Consider the following 16777-nt stretch of genomic DNA (forward strand, 5'->3'; position numbering starts at 1 on the left):
ATGGCAATTGGTGTCCGGTTTAACCACGGTCAATACATTATCAAACTGGCTTAACAGTTGACGTGTAAGGGCATCGTAACCATGAGGGAAGTCCACCAGAATCCATTGATAGCGCTGGCTTGATTTAAGTTCTTCTAACGCGTGGATGAAATGGCCAAGCGTTTTTTCGTGGGAAGGTAAAGACAAGCGTTCCACTGAGTTCAACTGCCCAAAAGGCAGAACATCCAAGCGCGGGGTGTAACTCCAGGCAGCTGTGTGCCAGTCTGTATTATCCAGTAGCGCACGCGCCCAGCCGCCAGGATGTGCGAAATCGATATTAAAATACAGGCGTAGCAAATTATCCGGGGAGGCATCAACGACTAGCACGGATTCGCCCAGTTGTTGTAAAGACCACCCAAGTGCTGCGGTGAGAGAGGTCGTTCCCACGCCACCACGCAATCCTTGTAACCCAATGAGCGGCATCAGTCCGACTCCCTATTGTTGCGTTAACTCTGCCAGTAATGGCCAGCGTTTTAACGCTGCAGCCAATTGCTCCCGCTGTGCTATATCGGTGTAATCTATTTCGGGTAGCGAAAAGGCTTTGCTTAGCACCAGAAAATCATTCTGAAAAGCATAAACGAGCGCATTTTCCTGAGCATTCTCAACTTCTTTTTCATGCATTCTAGTTGTCTTTCCCGTACGTGCAGTATGGTTGTCGTTCCTTAGATCTTATCCACAAGGAAGGATAAGGGGAAACGTTCGGAAAATGAAATTTGATTTATAATGCTAAAATCAATGTTGTTTATTTTCAATATAGGCTTTATTTCCTAGGTTTCGCTAGTAAAGTATCATACAAACAAATTTATCATCAAGGGGACGCCATGGATCCTATATTTTCAATCGGCATCCATTCATTGTGGGACGAATTACGACACATGCCAGCCGGAGGTGTGTGGTGGCTCAATGTTGATCGGCATGAAGATGCAATACGTGTTTTAAATCAAACGATTGCATCACAACATGACCTTGCAAAAGTTGCTGTCATTACCATGGAGGCAGAACCTCAGACACTCATTAAATTAGAGGACGGTCACGGTCCGCAAAGAATCCGTTTGTTCCACATGCCAAATTCAAAAAATAGTCTACAATATTTACGCCGTGATTTGATGTGCAGTATTAATCCTGAACATTATTTATTTTTATTGCTGGGTTCAGAAAATGCGTGGGAAAATACTTCTGCGGAAGAATTACGCCACTGGCTTACAAACATTAAAAAATGGGCTCTACACTATAAATGTACCCTTTTGTTCCTTAACTCCGGGAATAACAGTGATAAACAACGGTCATTATTAGTCAGCGAGCATCAAACGCTGAACGGCCTCGCCAGCCTGCGTTTTCAAGGTGATATTCACCGCTATGATGTCTCTTTCTGGTGTAACGAAAAGGGCGTAAGCGCCCAGCAGCAGCTGGATATTAGCTGGCGAAACGGCAACTGGCAGCTCGTGGAATCCACCGAAAGCGTCCCGCAGCCACGCAGTGATGAAAAGCAGATTTTAAGCCATGACGCCATTCTGGAAGGTGCTCCGCCGCTATCAGAGTACTGGCAGCTGTTTGAAAGTAACGAAGCGCTTTTCGAAGCCGCCCGCACGGGACAAGCCGCAACGGTTATCTTCTCGCTTTCCAAAAGCAACCAAATAGACAGTATCTCACGCCAAATCCATGCCCTGCGCCGTCAGCGCGGAAGCGCATTGAAACTCATCGTGCGTGAAAACTCCGCCAGCCTGCGGGCGACCGATGAACGCTTGCTTCTGGGTTGTGGCGCAACGCTGATTATCCCGTGGAATACTCTACTCTCGCGTAGCCTGACGATGATCGAAAGCGTACAGGGGCAACAATTCAGCCGCCATGTCCCCGAAGACATCAATGTACTTATTGAACAGATGCAACCGCTTAAACTACGCGGTTATCAGTCCTGGGACATGTTCTGTAGCGCTGTCTCATCGCTGATGAACAACACTTTACTGCCAGAAGATGGCAAAGGTGTGATGGTAGCTTTACGTCCTGCCCCTGGGCTACGCGCTGAACAGGCACTCACGCTGTGCCGTACTAACCGCATTGGGGACATCGTCACTGTCAGCGAAGGCCGCCTTACACTGTTTTTATCGTTCTGCCGAATTAATGATCTCGATACTGCGCTTAAACATATTTTCCCGCTGCCGGTGGAAGATATTTTCTCAAATCGCATGATGTGGTACGAAGATAACCAGATAGCCGCAGAACTTGTCCAGATGCAGACAATGCCCCTGGAAAAATGGACTCGACCGCTGGCCGTTTCCGTCGAGATAGATGAAGCTCGCAATGCTAAGCGCAACGGAGAAGTCGTGCGGCGCATTCCAGTACCGACCACTCTTCTGATCACGACCAAACTGGAGCAAGCACAATAATGATGAACATAACCGACATCATTCAATTGGTGTTGCTGTGCGCGGTGATTTTCATTCCGCTGGGATACTACATACATCATTGGTTGCCCCGCGTGAAGGCAATCATTCGGCTTCTTTTCTTAAAACCACGTTACGTCAAATCGGCCGGTACGCTGCGCCGTTCTTCTGTCAAGGCAAACCATCGACATGACTAATCAAGCTAAGGCGGCATCGCCGCTCGCCTCTTCCTGGCAATACTGGCGTGGCCTCGGCGGCTGGAACTACTACTATTTGTTGAAATTTGGATTGTTGTGGGCCGGCTATCTCAACTTCCACCCACTGGCGAACCTGGTTTTTGTCGCGTTCTTACTGCTACCGCTACCGAACCTCAAACTGCATCGTCTGCGCAACTGGATTGCACTGCCCATCGGGATAGGCTTGTTCTGGCATGATACCTGGTTGCCAGGGCCACAAAGCATCATGGACCAAGGCTCGCAGCTTGCGGGCTTTAGTATGGATTACTTGATTGATTTAGTAACCCGCTTCATTAATTGGCAGATGGTCGGCGCAGGGTTTGTCCTGTTAGTCGCCTGGCTGTTTATCTCCCAATGGGTGCGAGTCACGGTGTTTGTCGTCGCGGCGCTGATCTGGCTGAATGTGCTGACAATTTCTGGCCCAGCTATTTCTTTATTCCCTACTGCTGCTCAGGCACCGACTGCTGCAACCGCAGGCTCAACCGCTACCGCAACGGAAGCAAGCACCGCTGATCTGGCTCCTGTTCCAGGCGATATTCCAGCCCAGACCGCACCGCCAACCACACAGAACCTGACCGCATGGCTGAACAGCTTCTACACCAGTGAGGCGAAACGCGTCACCCAGTTCCCAGCCACGCTTCCGGCGGACGCACAACCGTTTGAGTTGCTGGTCATTAACATCTGTTCCTTGTCCTGGTCGGATATCGATGCGGCAGGTTTACGTTCACATCCTCTGTGGAAACACTTTGATATTGTGTTCAATAACTTCCATTCCGGCACATCCTACAGCGGCCCTGCGGCAATTCGCCTGCTGCGAGCAAGCTGCGGACAGCCGTCGCATAAAAATCTCTATCAGACTGCGGGCGCCCAGTGCTACCTGTTTGAAAACCTGACAAAATTGGGCTTCAGCCAGCATCTGATGCTTAATCATAACGGGCTATTTGGTGATTTCCTTAAAGAAGTGCGTGAAAACGGTGGCATACAGGCTCCGCTGATGAGTCAGGTAGGTTTACCGACTGATTTACTGTCATTTGATAACTCGCCAATCTACGATAATACGGCGGTATTAAACCGCTGGATTGAAGGTGAGGAACGTGAAGGTAACGCACGCAGTGCAACATTCTTTAACCTGATTTCGCTGCACGACGGCAACCGCTATCCTGGCAACAATAAACCTGCCGACTACAAGGTTCGCGCGCAGAAGTTGTTTAATGAACTAGATGCGTTCTTAACCAATCTCGAAAAATCAGGCCGTAAAGTGATGGTGGTCCTCTTACCTGAACACGGTGCTGCATTACAGGGCGACAAAATGCAGGTATCCGGACTACGAGACATTCCAAGCCCGGCTATCACGCAGGTCCCTGCTGGGGTGAAATTCATCGGGATGAAAACCCCGCATACAGGCAACGCTATCGAAATCAACCAGCCAAGCAGTATGCTGGCGATTTCTGAACTGGTCGCACGTTCAGTGGATGGTAAGAACTTCGTTGCCGACCAAGTTGACTGGGGAAGTCTGACGAAAAACTTGCCTCAAACCGCTGCGGTGTCTGAGAACTCGGGTGCGATTGTTATCCAGTATCAAGGCAAACCATACGTGCGTCTTAGCGGTGGTGATTGGGTGCCTTACCCGCAATAACGCTAACTGTCAGGGGGCATTAGTCGCCTGTTTTGATTAAACCGGCACGCTGGTTGTGTAATACCGACCAATTAAAGATCACTTGATCGATCCAGTTGCTGTGTAAAAATCCGGAAATGTTCTTCATTTCCGGATTTTTTATGCAAATTGCACAGGTTCTTGGCCTTGTTTCCTGCTCTGGTGTCTGCCCATCCACAGGTTCCTGCACAATTATTTTAAGGTCTGTTACGCAAATCGTGAGCCATTACCCTGTATGAGAACGCAGGACGTGGTTAATAGATAACTTCGCCAGACATTAGGCTTAGCTAAAAGGATGTGGTATGGAAAATTACGCCAACAAAAGCGGTGATTCACCGGTCGTCAGCTTCCAGATTGATGCCAACTCGATGAAAGTCCGTTTTAAGAATAATCACGTCTATCTCTACGATATCCGCCATCCAGGGCCGGAACATCTGGAAAAAATGAAAGAGCTGGCACGTGCCGGCTGGGGTCTGAATACCTATATAGAAAGTGAAGTAAAAACCGATTTTTCATCAAAAGTGTTTTAAATTTCAATTCCTGACCAGGGGCGACTGAGGGCTAGTCTCCCCAATATCTTCACGCTAATGATGATGTTAGGCGTTGTTGAATAAATCGGTTTTGCTTCAAAAAGCATTCGCGCAGCAGGCTCTATGAAACGCAGATTACCTTTTCAGGTGAAACTTTTTTTATCGCTGGTGGGATTTTCCTGCCTGTTGTTGGCCCTGTTGGGCACAATATTATTTCATGTTATTGACCGCCAACAGCATCGCGACCTTGGGCAACGCGCACGCGTTCAGGCCAGTCAAATTGCGTTGATGCCAGAGCTTGCAGAAAAAGTCGCGAGCCGTGACGTACAAGGCATTGCCCGCATAATCCAACCGTTACGTAATCAAAGTGATGCCAGTTATATTGTGATTGGTGATGTGCATGAGCGGCGTTTATATCACTCAGAATCACCTAAACTCCTTTATCTGCCGATGATTGGCGGTGATAACGCAGAGGTTTTGCAGGGGAAAACCATTATTTCTATGCGTAAGGGGGGAATCGGTGTCTCTTTGCGCAGCAAGGCTCCCCTCCTCAATGCCAATAATCAGGTGATCGGCATTGTTTCAGTCGGCTACCTCACCTCTTATATCGCTAATATTAATTCTCGGCTGCTCTGGCAAGCGGGGTTATACGGCCTGTTGCTGTTAATCCTGTTGTTTATTTTTTCATGGATGTTTACCCGCAACGTGAAAAGGCAAATGTTCTGGCTGGAGCCAAAAGATATTGCGCAGTTGGTGCTGCAACAAAAAGCGTTACTGGAAGCGATGTATGAAGGGATATTTGCGGTTAACGCCGAAAAACAACTAATTTTAATTAACCGCACTGCGCGGGAATTACTGGATATTCACCAGCCTGAAAAAGATCTCATCGGGAAACCGCTTGAGGAGGTCATACAAACACCGCCGACATTTTTCACGCAAAGCGGCATGCCCGAAAACCACAGTTTCCACGACCAAATCACCGTATTAAATCAGCGGCAAGTTATCGTCAACCGTGTGCCTATTGAACTGAAACCCGGTGCTGAAAGGGGCTGGGTGTTTAGCTTTCGCGACAAAAACGACATTAACACGCTGAGTAGCCAACTGAGCCAAGTCAAACGCTACGCAGACAACCTGCGCATCATGCGCCACGAACAATTGAACTGGACCGCAACACTTGCGGGTCTGTTGCAAATGCAGCGTTATGATGATGCGCTGCGCTACATTCAAGCACAATCCGCAGGCGCGCAAGCGGTGCTGGATTTTGTCTCCACACGCTTCACCTCTCCGGCTTTGTGCGGTCTATTATTGGGCAAATTCGTCAGCGCACGGGAAAAAGGGGTTGAGCTGGCGTTCGATCCGGCCTGTCAACTCAGTCGCATTCCCGCGAGTATCAGCGAAACAGCACTGATGTCAGTTATTGGCAATCTCTTAGATAACGCCGTCGATGCCACACAGAATGCCCAACAACATTCAGCACCCGTGGAGCTATATATTTCGGACCGAAATCAGGAGTTATTGATTGAAGTCGCCGATCAAGGCGCGGGCGTTGATAGTGCGCTAAAACCGCATATTTTTGAGCAAGGCGTCTCCAGCAAACCCTCAAAGGTTCATGAAATGGCAGGTTCAGATCATGGCATCGGGCTGTATCTGGTCGCGGGATATGTCCATCAGGCTAGCGGCAGTATCGAAGTCACAGACAACACACCGCAAGGTACGATATTTTCTGTTTTTATCCCGTTCCCGGCCAGTGTTTAACAGGACAACAGCATGAATAAAAGCAGCGCGTTCGATATTGTCATCGTGGAAGATGAACCGTACCTCGCCGGTTTGCATCGTGATTTTATCGAACAAAATTTTCAGCTGAACGTGGTGGGAATTGCCGCAACACTTGAACAGGCGCGTACCCTGTTGGAATTACATCAACCACGACTGGTGCTGCTCGACAACTATTTACCCGACGGTCAGGGCGTGGACTTAATGGATAGCCCTTTGCTGAAAAGCTTCGATTGCTCAGTGATTTTCATCACCGCCGCAAGCGATATGCAAACCTGTAGCCACGCTATGCGCAGTGGCGCGTTTGACTACATCATCAAGCCGGTCTCTTTTCACCGCCTGCGCAGTTCGCTCGAACGTTTTATGCAGCTAGTGGAAACAATGAATCATGTGAAAGTCGTTGATCAGACCGCGCTGGACAGGCTGTTTAATCTGCCCGCCATCAATACTCCGTCTACCTCGTCAACCAAAGGGATTGAACCCATTACGCTTGAGCGGGTGCAGCGTATTTTTACGGCGAAACCAGAGACGAGTTGGTCTGTGGAACACGTGGTGGAAGAAGTTGGGATCAGTAAAACGACGTGTCGACGTTACCTGGAGTACTGCGTGGAAATGGGGTTTGTCGTGGTTGAGATGCAGTATGGGAATATAGGCCATCCACGACGGTTTTACCGCAAAAAAATCGGGACTTAATGGTCCATTTTCGCCCCCTGCATTCATGCACTTTCCGTGGTTTTAATGGTGTTAATTGCCTAATAAAAGCCCCGAATCACAATTCACGAAGATAACAAAATCCCCCCATTGCCTGAAAGATTGCTTGCGTTATGTTGACCTTCGGTTTCTCAAATGTAACTAGAAGGTTAAAAATAATGTCCAATAAATTACGCATCTCTCTGATTACTGCCGCTGTTATCATGTCGTCATCTGCCATATCTGCTTTACCTCAAGGCTATCCTGCTGATTACCAAAAAGTCGTCGATGCTGCGACAAAAGAGGGGAAAGTGGTTATCTACTCCACTACCGACACCAAAGCCGCTGCCCCGCTAATCCAGGGATTTGAAGCGGCTTATCCGGGTATAAAAGTTGAATATAACGATATGAACAGTACCGAACTGTATAACCGTTATATCAGCGAACAAGCCTCAGGCGGTACGAGTGGTGACGTGGTCTGGAGTTCTTCCATGGATACCGCGCTGAAACTGGCAGTCGACTATGCTCAGGAATATAAATCCCCAGAGCAGGGCCAGTTGCCGAAATGGACAATGTGGAAAGACAAAGCCTATGGCACAACCTATGAGCCAGTGGTGTTTGTCTACAACAAACGTCAGATCCCGGCGAACGAAGTACCGGATTCACATGCCGCACTGGCGAAACTCATCGCCAGTCAGACTGACAAATTCAGTAAAAAAGTCACCACTTACGACATCGAGAAATCGGGTATTGGCTTTATGCTTTCGGTGCAGGATTCCAAAGCCGATCCGAATTATTTCAAAACCCTGGCTGACGTCGCTAAAGGCGGTTTAGCGGTGCAGTCTTCTACTGGCACCATGATGGAACGTGTGTCTTCCGGCGAAAACCTGATTGGTTTTAACATTCTGGGTTCTTACGCCGAAGCGCGTGCCAAGAACGATCCCTCCCTCGGTATCTCTTATCCGAAGGATTACACCCTGGTGTTGTCACGCGTTTCTTTCATCAGTCAGCAAGCGCAAAACGGCAACGCCGCGAAGCTGTGGCTGGACTACGTACTGTCTGAAAAAGGGCAAAGTATTCTTGCCAATCAGGCTGACATTCCGTCAATTCGCAACGATATCGAAGGCAAAAACGACATTGATGGCCTGACTAAAATGCTAGGGAATGCGCTCAAACCTATCCCGGTTGATGAAAGCCTGCTTGAGTATCTGCAGCCTAAAAAACGCCTGGATTACATCAAAGAGTGGCGTACCGCCGCCGCTAAATAAGACTTATGGGAGGCGTCATGCGCCTCCCCCACTGTTGCCTCATTTCGCAGATTTGTAGGGATGTAACATGAGTGCATTGCTCAGAAAGTGGCAAAGCCTGCCGCGCGGTATTGTGGTGTTGATAACGACACTGGTTATCTACATCCCACTATCGTTCATCGTGATACAAAGTTTTCTCTCCGCACCCTTCTTTGCGCCGTCAAAGGAGTGGAGCCTCGAATCTTTTGCCTTCATTTTTACCGACCCGGATTTTTACAAGGCGCTAAAAAGCGGTTTTATTCTGGCATTCGGATTGGTGATTATCGCCATTCCGCTTGGTGGTATTCTGGCATTCCTGATGGTACGTACCGATTTACCCGGCAGACGTTTGATTGAGCCTCTGATTCTGGTCCCCATTTTTGTCTCACCGATGGTGCTGGGTTTTGGTTATGTCGTTGCCGCAGGTCCCGTAGGTTTCTTCTCACTTTGGGCGCAGGCGATTATCGGTTTCGTGCCGTGGAATATCTACGACATGTCGAGCATCGTGGTTATCGCCGGCCTGACGCACGTTCCGCACGCCTATCTTTATATCTCTTCAGCGCTGCGCAGTGTGGGTTCAGATGTTGAAGAAGCAGCACGTACCGCTGGGGCGTCGCCATTGCAGGTGATGACGGCAGTCAGCTTGCCGATGGTGCGCCCGTCCATTCTCTATGCTTCGGTTTTGCTGTTCTTTCTCGGGCTGGAAGTGTTCGGCCTGATGCTGGTGCTGGGTGACCCGGAAGGCAACATGGTGCTGGCGACCTATCTGTACCAGTTAACCAATAAACTCGGTACGCCGTCATATCATCTGATGGCAGCGGTTGCCGTGGTGCTGATTTGTATCACTATCCCGCTGGTGATGTTGCAACGTCGCCTGATGCGCACTGCCAACCGTTTCGTCACCGTCAAAGGAAAAGCATCGCAGGCTCGTGCATTACCTTTGGGTAAATGGCGCTGGATGGCAGGTGTGGTCGTGGCATTTTGGCTGACGGTGACCATCGGCGTTCCACTGATGGGCGTCGTACTTCGTGCGTTTATCTCCAACTGGGGCGTGGGTGTTTCCATTTGGGATGAGCTTTCGCTCAATACTTTCCGCAGTATCTGGGAACAACCGAATCTGCTCCGTGCCATCGTCAACTCAATGGCCATTGGCGTGATTGGTGGCGCACTGGCGGTAGCCTGTTACCTGTTTATCGGCATCGCCATGCACCGCAAACCTGACAACATCACGCGTTTCCTCGATTACAGCGTGCTGGTACCTCGCGCGGTTCCTGGCTTGTTGGCGGGTCTTGCATTCTTGTGGGTGTTTCTGTTCCTGCCAATGTGGCTTGATAACGCGCTTAAAACCGGCTGGCTTTCCGGAATACCTTGGTCGCAATGGCTGCGCGATAACCTGGTGGTGTGGTTACGTTCATTGCGCAGCACCATTTTCAGTGTCTGGCTGGCGTATACCGTGGTGTGGATGGCGTATGGTTTGCGCTTGATTTCTTCAACGCTGCTACAAGTTGGGCCAGAGTTGGAAGAAGCCGCTCGTAGTACCGGTGCCACGCGTGGGCAAATTACTCGCCACGTGACCATTCCATTATCGCGCTATGGTCTGATTGGTTCATGGCTGCTGATGTTCCTGATTTTCGAACGCGAATACTCAACGGGGGTTTATCTGCTTTCGCCGGGGACTGAAACCATCGGCTCGATGCTGGTTTCTCTGTGGGCCGCGGGCGCCATTGATATTGTCGCGGCACTTTCGTTTATTAACATCCTGCTGGTGGTAGTGGGTCTGGGTATTGCCCTTCGCTTTGGAGTCAAATTACATGATTGAATTATCGGTCGACAATCTACATTTAACCTACGGCGACAACCCGGTGCTGAAAGGCGTTTCCATGAATTTGAAACGCGGTGAAGTGGTTTCTTTGCTCGGACCTTCAGGTAGCGGGAAAACGACCTTGCTGCGTGCTGTTGCTGGGCTTGAAAAGCCCACACAGGGTGCAATTATCATCGGCAATAACAAAGTGTATGACGGCACCCCGCGCAGTGAGATCCCGGCTGAAGAGCGTAATCTCGGGCTGGTGTTTCAGTCTTATGCATTGTGGCCACACAAAACCGTGTTTGAGAACGTGGCCTACCCGCTCAAGATTCGTAAAGTCTCTGCCGCTGAAATCACTCAGCGGGTGCAAGCTGTATTGGATCAGCTTGGTCTTGGGCATCTCGGGAAACGCCATCCGTATCAACTTTCCGGTGGGCAACAACAGCGTGTGGCGATTGGCCGGGCGCTGGTTTATAACCCACCGGTTATTTTGCTTGATGAGCCGCTGTCAAACCTTGATGCCAAGTTGCGTGAAGAAGCCCGGGTATTCCTGCGTGAGTTGATTATCAAACTGGGTTTATCCGCGTTGATGGTGACGCACGATCAGAACGAAGCGATGGCGATTTCTGACCGTATTTTGCTTCTCAACAACGGCAAAATCGAACAGCAAGGCACACCACAGGAAATGTACGGTTCGCCGAAAACGTTGTTTACCGCAGAGTTCATGGGCAGTAATAACCGTTTGCACGGTAAAGTGACTGAAGTACGCGACGGTAAAGCACGCATTGAAGGAAGTCGTTGGGCGTTGTGGGGGATGGCAGGTGAAGGTGTGCAACTCGGGCAAGAAGCTACCGCTGTGATTCGCGTGGAACGAGTGGCACTGGTGAACGGGCCGGGAGAAAACCAGCTTGAACTGCCGCTGTTAACCAGTATGTATCTCGGTGACCGTTGGGAATATCTGTTCCGTACGTCAGGCGATGATTTTGTCATCCGCGCCTACGGTAGTGAGGTTCGAGAGCCACAACATTGCCATCTGGCATTACCTGAGAAGCATGTCTGGATTTTCCCTAAATCCTAAAACACAGAGGCAACCGTTATAAGCGGTTGCCTCTGTGATAGGCGCTTCATGGGATGGATGCTCAGTAATTCCGGCTCGCCGGATAAGGTATATGCCCGTTTTATCCTGGGTTTATCACACCAGATGACGTCAGCCGGGTATCTTGCTGATAAACTCCGCCATCGGCATGGGTCTGCCATACAAATAGCCCTGCAGGAAGGTCACGTTACGCGCCCTCAGGTAGGCAGACTGCACCTCGTACTCGACGCCTTCGGCCACCAGTTTCAGACCAAATCGGTTTGCCAGGTCGATGATGTTATCGACGATGTGAGCAGAAAACGCACCGGTCCCAATCATGCTGACGAAGCTCCTGTCGATTTTGAGCACATCAATACTGAAGTCCTGCAGGTACTTCAGGCTGGAATTACCGGTGCCGAAATCATCAAGCGCGATTAACACCCCCAGCTTGTGCAGTTCGGCAAACAGTTTGTCGGTGACCTCATTGGCTACCAGCAGTTCCCGTTCAGTCAATTCCAGTACCAGTTTGACAGGGTTGTGTCGGAAGGCATGGATGAACGTCTGGCAATCCTCCAGCAGGCTAAAATCCTTGCAGTGATGGGCACTGATATTGAAGGCGAAATGAAACTCCCTGGGTAACTGATGTGCCTGAGGGGCAAACTGTTCAGCCACTTGCTTCATCAGATCCTGGGTCATCGGGATGATGAGGCCACTATCTTCAGCCAGTGGGATAAACCGGTCCGGCGGGATCACACCCTCGAGAGGATGCTGCCAGCGCATCAGGACCTCACAGCCCGTCCAGTGAGTATCTTCCCCGGACACTACCGGCTGGAGGTAAGGAACAAACTCCCGCTGATCCAGCGCCCGTCGCAACTCCGTCGTCGGCGAGTTTATCCACCCGTTTCTTCTGAACACCCAAACGCCAGCCAACAGACTCAGGAGAGACCAGGCTATCAGGCTGACTTTAGAAAATCGCCAGATACTGTCCATATAGTCAGCGGGAGACAATTTAGTGATGATCCGAAATGGGTAATTTGACGATGCCGACTCCAGATAACCGGGCGTTTCAAGGGGAAAGTCTTGATCAGTTGGCGTTTTATGGGCCTGCCACCGTTGCCGCCCAACCACCAGACTCATGGATGCCCCCCCACTCAACACGTCGAGCTCAGAGAGTAAATGCTCGCCAAAAAGCTTCACCACAATACTGTTGTTACCGACAACCACCCGATAGATGATAAGCGGCAGAATCGGTTGCCCCTCATAGCCCCTTATGAGAACGAGCTGACCCTTCGTGTAATTATCGAAAGTGGTGTGAGCCTTAACGGGGCCGTAGAGGGAAGAACAATAGATGTTATCCCCATGGACCAGATTGATACTGTGTACATCCGGTGAGACAGTCAACAGCATCCTCAATAGCGGCTCTACCGCATAACAAGGTTTGCCGAACTCCTCAGTGAGGGTCATGGCGACCTGTTGGGCGCTATCCAGGGTCTGATCCACTTTCTGCTGGACCTGCTGCAGGCGAGTCCTGGCTTGTTGCGTAGTATTCGAGACGGCCTGCCAGAACGTGACGGTATATCCCAGTATGATACACAGCAGGCTAACGACGATGGCGCGCCCCAGTTGGACGTTAAACAGACGTGTCTTAAAGACTCGATACGGCATACACATCCCCGTAAGCTAAACGATAAAAACAGTAAAAAATGGCCATGTTTGTCATAAGAATCAGCGCACTGCCCCGTCGTTACTGTTTCCGGGCTGGGCTCCCAAACACTTCCACTGCATTCCTGCCATTGTTCTTGGCGCAGTACATGGCCTCGTCGCCAGAGTGCAGTAAGTCGCGTACATTCTCCGCCTGGCCGGGGTACATCGCCACACCAATACTCGACGAAATCTCCAGCTCCACGCCATTCTCCATGACAAAGGTTTTTTCAAGCTCAGCACGGATTTTCTCCGCCACCAGAACAGCATCTTCTGTCCGGTGGGCATCGGGCAGGAGGATGACAAATTCATCGCCGCCGAAACGTGAGGCGATATCGGTGGCGCGCAGGACAGACCTCATGCGTGATGCGACCTGCACCAGCAACCAGTCGCCGGTCTTGTGCCCATGCTGGTCATTGACCGCCTTGAACCGGTCCAGGTCCACAAACAGCAATGACAGTTTGCGGTGCTCCCGTTTCGCCACTGTGAGCATCTGGTCAAGCTGGTCTTCCATCATCCGGCGGTTGGGCAGTCCGGTCAGTTGATCGAATAACGCCATGGTCCGGGTGGCTTCCTCCGCCGCTTTACGCTCCGTGATGTCCATAGCGACGCCAATCATGCCCGCCACTTTGCTGTGGCTGTCACAGAATATAGCATTGTTCAACACGACGTCCCGTTGTGTTCCGTCGCTATGCAATACCTTCGCGTCATACGCCTGGGCGTGCGGGTTGTTGAACAAGCTGTTGTCTGCCTCGAAGCAGGCTTGCGCCATTTCCCGTGGCCAAAGATCGAAGCCATCTTTGCCGAGTATTTCTTCGCGTGGCCTTCCGCAGTAGTCCTCGAACGCTTTGTTACACATCAGATAGCGTCCGGCACGGTCTTTGGCGAAAACAGGGCTGGGAATGGCATTGATGAGGGTTTGCGCAAGCAATAACTGGTTAGCGAGTTCTTCCCGGGCCTGATGCAGAGCGTCCTCCGCGGCTTTCCGCTGGGTAATGTCGCGAGTACTGCCAATGATGTGAGTGGGTCTGCCGTCGCTGTCCAGCATGATGGTGCCCCTGGTTTCTACCGGGAACACATGGCCATCCTTGTGCAAATGCTCCAGCTCCATGGTAAAGAAACGCCCCGTCAGGTCGCCTACGTCAATACGTCGCATACAGTCCTGCAGAGTTTCTTGCACCAGGTGCACCGAATCGAGTGACACCATATCTTCAAACGGCTGATCACGTATTTCTTCTGGCGTCCAGCCGCGCATCCGTTCAGCTGAAGGGCTGACATAGCTGCAGCTCAAAAACGGATATTCCATTACCCAGATCATGTCGTTGTTGTTTTCTGCTATCAGACGATACAGGGCCTGGCTTTCCTGGAGGGCCCCGGCCAGTCGCGCACGCTCAATGACCATTTGCGCGATCCGGGCGTAGTCGGCCAGTAGGACGAGATCATGGTCATCCGGTTCCGCTGGCTCATGTTTATACAGGGTAAAAATACCGAGGATCTTACCCTCACTGTTTTTGATGGGCTGGGCCCAGGCTGCACGTAGCCCAAGGCTGAGCGTTTTTTCACGCGCTGCCGCCCAACAGGGGTGGGTAGACACATCTTCCACAATGACGGTTTCACCACTGCGAGCCGCCGCCGTCGAAGCGCCGTTCATCTCCGCGATGGGCAGCCGCGCAGTCACCTCCAGCCACGCCTCAGGCAAATTAGGTGCGGAGCAGCCAGTCAGGTCCCTGCCATTGTCAGAAACCAAAAATACGGCGCCAGACATGCCAGGACGATAGTTATCGATGATGCGCAGCATGGCATCAAATACCTCAGGCAGAGTGGCATTCTGGCCCAGTTTCTCCAGTACCTGGTTGTTCAGCCACAGGGAGTGGTTGTGCGCTGCCAGCGTTTTCTCAGCGGCTGCACGGGCGAGAGTTTGTTTCTGTAACTCAGTTACGTCGGTGGAAATACCCACCAGCGCTGGCAGTTGACCCGGCAATTGCACCGGTACCTTGACCGATGAGTAGTAACGGGTTTCCCCCTGCTTATTGACAAAAATTTCGGTGCAACTGTGCTTGCTGCCCGAAGTGAGTACCTGGTTATCCGTGGCCCAGAAATCATCGGCAATATTCTGCGGCAGAACATCGCTGTCCCGACGACCGATGATCTGTTCGGCAGAGAGGCCGAAAAGGGCGGCGGTCTTCGCATTGACGTAGGCGAAGTACCGCTCGCTGGTCTTGAAATAGACACAGGCATCCACAGAGTCAAGGACCAGATCCAGGAACGTGCGCTGCTGGTTGTTTCGCTGGAAAAAACCCAATAACAGCCACTGCAGGACACCGATGCCGGCAAACGCTAGCACGGAAAAAATCACCTGGATACGCCAGTTGAACAGGTACGCGTCCTTGCTGGCACCCACCACCTGCAGCCACTGGCCATGGTGCATCTGGGACAGCACGCTCAACCGCTCCAGGCCATCCACCGGCGAGCGATAGAATTTCACATCCGTTCCATAGCCGGTATCCTGGAAAGACGAGGGGCTGATGACCTGCGATGGCAGGGTATTCATCGCGGCGGGTTCCCCGTTATACAGATAGCGATATAACAATTTATGGCTGTGTTGATCGATAAAGTCCAGGAGACCATCTTTGCCCAGATCTAACCCCCGTACGGTATCGGCATTGAGTAACGCCGACAGGCTGCGCAGACTACTGAAGGCGACGACCATGCCCAACGGAGAGCCGTCCACAGACGTCACCCGCCGGTACGTCACCAGCCCCCCGCCACCCAGTACGGGGGTGTTCGGACGGGAAACCAGAAAACTGGTCGACTCAGCCCCACTATCGCGGAAAGCCCGGTATTCGGGCAAATCCCTGAAGGAGCGCGTCGCCTGCACGCTTAGCTGCTGGGCCAATGCCAGCGGCACTTTAGAATCAATGTTGACGATGTTGCCATCAGGATCCAGCACGGTGACAATATCCAGCCATACCTGATTCACTTCCTTATGCAGCACAGCATGCAGTGCCAGCGGCTCAGTCTTACCGTCTTCTATATCCTGCATGGATTTGCCGATCAAGGTGAGCTGATAGCCCAGCGTCGTCTCGAGCTGGTCAAAACTGCGCTGATGCATCGCCGACACGTTTTTAAGGCTCTGGATCACATCCGCTTCAATCCAGTTGCGCTCAAAAATCAGGTAGCCCGTCGCACAGGCACCCTGGACCAGTAGCGCCAGCACCAGCAGCTTGCGCTGGGCGGCATGACTGGAGAACAACGAACCCAAGAAAGCGCGCAGACGCGCAACAGAAAAATTCATATCAGCATTCCGTTAAATCCAGCTCGGTAAAAATCCATCACCCGCGCTGGACGAATGAACGCCATGAGTGACAAGAAAGGTTGATGAATAGGGTTTCAGCTCCGATCTGGCTGAGTTGTTAAGATGGATTATAAATACATACTAACACCTAGGATATGTACAAGCCTGCTTTCACACTATGAGGGGATTACCAAGGCACGGTTACGCAGAGTGTTGTATAGCGACCGCTATGGCCTTTGCCAAACTTAATGAGATAATCACCCCACGACTGGCAGGGATCTTCATGTTTTCAGCACCACAACCCCATTGTTTG

General features: G+C 51.1%; 13 protein-coding genes. 9 read left to right on the plus strand and 4 right to left on the minus strand.

Annotated elements, in window-relative coordinates:
* Together VJY99_RS05830 and bcsR are read right to left on the minus strand one after the other, a co-directional pair.
* Nucleotides 1-462, minus strand: a 462-nt coding sequence (locus VJY99_RS05830) for a cellulose synthase operon protein YhjQ/BcsQ (protein WP_324117135.1), incomplete at its 3' end; no start/stop codon positions are given.
* A gap of 12 nt (nt 463-474) precedes the next feature.
* Complete coding sequence (bcsR, locus tag VJY99_RS05835; protein ID WP_324117136.1) at nt 475-660, minus strand: cellulose biosynthesis protein BcsR; 186 nt, start codon at nt 658-660, stop codon at nt 475-477.
* Between the two features lie 200 nt (nt 661-860).
* Between bcsR and bcsE the strand changes: the two genes are divergently transcribed.
* The 9 genes from bcsE to VJY99_RS05880 all read left to right on the plus strand — a co-directional run bounded on the left by bcsE (nt 861) and on the right by VJY99_RS05880 (nt 11471).
* Nucleotides 861-2423, plus strand: a complete 1563-nt coding sequence (gene bcsE / locus VJY99_RS05840) for a cellulose biosynthesis protein BcsE (RefSeq protein ID WP_324117137.1) — start codon at nt 861-863, stop codon at nt 2421-2423.
* 2 nt (nt 2424-2425) lie between these two features.
* Nucleotides 2426-2617 (plus strand): cellulose biosynthesis protein BcsF, encoded by a 192-nt coding sequence (gene bcsF / locus VJY99_RS05845; protein WP_324117156.1) that lies wholly within the window; start codon nt 2426-2428, stop codon nt 2615-2617.
* Nucleotides 2610-4292, plus strand: a complete 1683-nt coding sequence (gene bcsG / locus VJY99_RS05850; RefSeq protein ID WP_324117138.1) for a cellulose biosynthesis protein BcsG — start codon at nt 2610-2612, stop codon at nt 4290-4292. Before bcsF ends, bcsG begins: the two co-directional genes overlap by 8 nt.
* 320 nt (nt 4293-4612) lie before the next feature.
* Nucleotides 4613-4840, plus strand: a complete 228-nt coding sequence (locus VJY99_RS05855) for a hypothetical protein (protein WP_324117139.1) — start codon at nt 4613-4615, stop codon at nt 4838-4840.
* A gap of 123 nt (nt 4841-4963) precedes the next feature.
* Entirely contained in the window at nt 4964-6595 is a 1632-nt protein-coding gene (locus tag VJY99_RS05860; protein ID WP_324117140.1) for a sensor histidine kinase, read from the plus strand.
* A gap of 12 nt (nt 6596-6607) precedes the next feature.
* Nucleotides 6608-7306 carry a response regulator gene (locus VJY99_RS05865; RefSeq protein WP_324117141.1) on the plus strand — a complete coding sequence of 233 codons (699 nt, stop codon included), beginning with the start codon at nt 6608-6610 and terminating at the stop codon, nt 7304-7306.
* 176 nt (nt 7307-7482) lie between these two features.
* On the plus strand, nt 7483-8571 hold the full coding sequence (locus VJY99_RS05870; RefSeq protein WP_324117142.1) for an ABC transporter substrate-binding protein: 1089 nt from the start codon (nt 7483-7485) through the stop codon (nt 8569-8571).
* Nucleotides 8572-8638: 67 nt separating this feature from the next.
* Nucleotides 8639-10408, plus strand: a complete 1770-nt coding sequence (locus VJY99_RS05875) for an iron ABC transporter permease (protein ID WP_324117143.1) — start codon at nt 8639-8641, stop codon at nt 10406-10408.
* Nucleotides 10401-11471 (plus strand): ABC transporter ATP-binding protein, encoded by a 1071-nt coding sequence (locus VJY99_RS05880; protein WP_324117144.1) that lies wholly within the window; start codon nt 10401-10403, stop codon nt 11469-11471. The genes VJY99_RS05875 and VJY99_RS05880 overlap by 8 nt, the downstream gene beginning before the upstream one ends.
* 129 nt (nt 11472-11600) lie before the next feature.
* Here the strand turns inward: VJY99_RS05880 and VJY99_RS05885 are convergent, their stop codons facing one another.
* Both VJY99_RS05885 and VJY99_RS05890 read right to left on the minus strand, forming a co-directional pair.
* Entirely contained in the window at nt 11601-13133 is a 1533-nt protein-coding gene (locus tag VJY99_RS05885; protein WP_324117145.1) for an EAL domain-containing protein, read from the minus strand.
* 79 nt (nt 13134-13212) lie between these two features.
* Nucleotides 13213-16464, minus strand: a complete 3252-nt coding sequence (locus VJY99_RS05890) for a diguanylate cyclase (protein ID WP_324117146.1) — start codon at nt 16462-16464, stop codon at nt 13213-13215.
* Nucleotides 16465-16777 lie beyond the last annotated feature (313 nt).

The organism is Buttiauxella sp. (assembly GCF_035271705.1).
GTDB lineage: Bacteria > Pseudomonadota > Gammaproteobacteria > Enterobacterales > Enterobacteriaceae > Buttiauxella.

Bases quoted from the DNA above. Each gene is read 5' to 3' on its own strand.
- VJY99_RS05855 (WP_324117139.1), top strand. From the start codon at position 4,613: ATGGAAAATTACGCCAACAAAAGCGGTGATTCACCGGTCGTCAGCTTC.
- bcsR (WP_324117136.1), bottom strand. From the start codon at position 660: ATGCATGAAAAAGAAGTTGAGAATGCTCAGGAAAATGCGCTCGTTTAT.
- VJY99_RS05860 (WP_324117140.1), top strand. From the start codon at position 4,964: ATGAAACGCAGATTACCTTTTCAGGTGAAACTTTTTTTATCGCTGGTG.
- bcsE (WP_324117137.1), top strand. From the start codon at position 861: ATGGATCCTATATTTTCAATCGGCATCCATTCATTGTGGGACGAATTA.
- VJY99_RS05880 (WP_324117144.1), top strand. From the start codon at position 10,401: ATGATTGAATTATCGGTCGACAATCTACATTTAACCTACGGCGACAAC.
- VJY99_RS05875 (WP_324117143.1), top strand. From the start codon at position 8,639: ATGAGTGCATTGCTCAGAAAGTGGCAAAGCCTGCCGCGCGGTATTGTG.
- VJY99_RS05890 (WP_324117146.1), bottom strand. From the start codon at position 16,464: ATGAATTTTTCTGTTGCGCGTCTGCGCGCTTTCTTGGGTTCGTTGTTC.
- VJY99_RS05865 (WP_324117141.1), top strand. From the start codon at position 6,608: ATGAATAAAAGCAGCGCGTTCGATATTGTCATCGTGGAAGATGAACCG.
- VJY99_RS05885 (WP_324117145.1), bottom strand. From the start codon at position 13,133: ATGCCGTATCGAGTCTTTAAGACACGTCTGTTTAACGTCCAACTGGGG.
- VJY99_RS05870 (WP_324117142.1), top strand. From the start codon at position 7,483: ATGTCCAATAAATTACGCATCTCTCTGATTACTGCCGCTGTTATCATG.
- bcsG (WP_324117138.1), top strand. From the start codon at position 2,610: ATGACTAATCAAGCTAAGGCGGCATCGCCGCTCGCCTCTTCCTGGCAA.
- bcsF (WP_324117156.1), top strand. From the start codon at position 2,426: ATGAACATAACCGACATCATTCAATTGGTGTTGCTGTGCGCGGTGATT.